This is a genomic window from Maribacter sp. 4G9 (assembly GCF_002742265.1).
In the GTDB taxonomy this organism is placed as follows: Bacteria; Bacteroidota; Bacteroidia; order Flavobacteriales; family Flavobacteriaceae; genus Maribacter.
The window spans coordinates 1-1,131 of sequence record NZ_MDGL01000154.1 but is presented as its reverse complement, the minus strand read 5'-3'; the positions used below and the strand labels follow the sequence as shown (position 1 = coordinate 1,131).

The 1,131-nt window shown below is 42.6% G+C and carries 1 pseudogene; it reads left to right on the top strand.

The features are described from left to right. A pseudogene (locus tag BFP75_RS22740) lies at nucleotides 1-100 on the top strand (ATP-binding protein); the annotation flags it as partial. Between the last annotated feature and the right edge of the window lie 1,031 nt (nucleotides 101-1,131).

Sequence of the window (1,131 nt, the reverse complement as noted above, 5' to 3'; positions counted from 1 at the left end):
CACCATTGCCGACGCCATATTGGACAGGATCGTGAACTCCTCTCACAGGTTGGACCTAAAAGGGGAAAGCTTAAGAAAAGGAATTTTAAAAAACGATTGACACATTTTTTTGTATTATTGAAAGATCTTTCAAAGTGGCACTGTTTGACCGAAACAGGTGGCACCATCACTCCGAAATAGCCACCGTATCTACATACTTACCCTTTTGGTAATCTTAGGGCGTTACAATGATGTGCTTGCTTACCCAAATAAATATGCCTCTGTATACGGTTCCTGTTCAGCCTGTCCTGAGCGAAGCCGAAGGGTCAGTACCAGAATTTGTAGTCCTGCTTTCTTCAGATGTAACCTCACGGTTACCACCCTTGCAGCTTACTAATGGTCCAAGGCGTTACCCTTGCCCATGAGGGACTTGCACCCTCTAGATCAATTAACTACATTTCTGTAGTTAAAAGATGCCCATGCTGGGCACACACAACGTATAAAAAAAATTGCTACATTGTGCTAAATCAAAGGTCGTTGCGCTTTTGGTACGTCTGATTTTCCTGCGGAAAATCCTCGCACGTAAACCCGCAACTATTCTTAGTGTGCCAAGAATCAGTCACGGCAATAAACTGACTGAATGCTGTAAGTAAGATGATGGTAGGTCCATCGAGGTCGTTGTATAGGCGATGGCTTCAAACCACCTAAAGGTGCTTTGATTAATAGTCTTGGTACTGAGCGTTTAGGAGAATCTAGTCCAAGAGATTAGCAGGTAAGATTAAAGGAGTTGAACGAAAGTGAACCACTGACGAGGTGTCGAGAAGTTGCTACATCCAGTCAAAAGCTACAGGGCAGAGCGTAAAAAAAATGTCTTGAAGACATTTTTAGCGAATGAGCCAGATGGCGGGTTGGCATACGGAGTGAAAAGTAATAGTAGCGATACTATTAATTACAGAGATAACCTATTTAGTAACTAATCAGTGCTGATAAAGTTGTCAATTCATTTGGATCCTACGAAAGATTATCGGATCTTTCGGTTATCGAAAAGGATAAGTTCATATCGGAGTTATTGGTTCGTTTGGAGAATCTTGAGCGTGCGAACCGTCGTTTGGCCGACCGTGTTGTTGAACTTGAGGGACTTTTGGTCAAGTA